This is a genomic window from Bacteroides gallinaceum (genome assembly GCF_030373775.1).
GTDB classification, from domain to species: Bacteria; Bacteroidota; Bacteroidia; order Bacteroidales; family Bacteroidaceae; genus Phocaeicola; species Phocaeicola excrementipullorum.
The window spans coordinates 1-1,035 of record NZ_JAUDEN010000073.1 but is presented as its reverse complement, the minus strand read 5'-3'; the positions used below and the strand labels follow the sequence as shown (position 1 = coordinate 1,035).

Below are 1,035 nucleotides of genomic sequence, written 5' to 3'. Positions count from 1 at the left end.
TTTCCGGGCTCTTTGTGGTATCTGTCCGAGTATCTGGGCGACAAGGCTCTTCAGGATTCGGCTTTGGTTTACACGCGCAAGATGGAGCCTGTCAAGTCGTTCACGGACAACCACGACATCGGCTTCATGATGTATTGCAGCTACGGCAACGCCAACCGCTTTTCGCCTCAGCGCTCCTACCGTGACATACTGGTGGAGTCAGCCCGCTCGCTCTGCACGCGCTACCGCGAGAAGGCCGGCGTAATCCAGTCGTGGAACGGCTTCCGCTCTTGGCACGGCGACAAGGTGTACGACTTCCCCGTCATAATCGACAACATGATGAACCTTGAGCTGCTGTTCTGCGCATCGCGGGCTACGGGCGACCCTTCGTTCCGTGACATCGCCGTTTCGCACGCCAGGCATACAATGATGAACCAGGTACGCGACGACTACAGCTGCTTCCACATCGTATATTACGATAAGGAAACGGGCAAGCCCATCAAGGGTGAAACCTCGCAGGGATATTCCGACAATTCTGCATGGTCTCGCGGACAGGCGTGGGGCATCTACGGCTTCACGATGTGCTACCGCGAAACGAAGGATCCTTCTTTCCTGACCACGGCCCAGCGCATGGCAGACTTCTATCTGGACCATCCGAACCTGCCGTCCGACAAGGTTGCGTGGTGGGACTTCAACGCGAACCAGCCGGGCTACGTTCCGGGCGTGCGCTCGAACGCGAACAATGTGGTGCTGAACTACCGCGACGCTTCTGCCGCCGCCTGCACCGCTTCCGCGCTGCTTGAACTGAGCACGTACAGCGAAGGCAAGCTCGCGAAGAAGTATCTGGAAGGCGCCAAGGCGATCCTTCACTCGCTGGGCAGCCCCCGGTATCGTGCCGAACTGGGCAAGAACGGCAACTTTATTCTGATGCACAGCACGGGCGCGATTCCTCAGAACGGGGAGATAGACGTTCCGCTGACTTATGCCGACTATTATTTTCTGGAAGCGCTCTACCGCTACGACAGGATATTGGACGGCAAGCCGCTGTTCTGAGGC

Annotated in this window: 1 protein-coding gene; it reads left to right on the top strand. The window is 57.9% G+C overall.

Annotated features, from left to right (window positions below):
• Positions 1-1,032: glycoside hydrolase family 88 protein (locus QUW60_RS14990; protein ID WP_289561499.1), on the top strand; the 1,032-nt coding region annotated here is incomplete at its 5' end.
• Positions 1,033-1,035 lie beyond the last annotated feature (3 nt).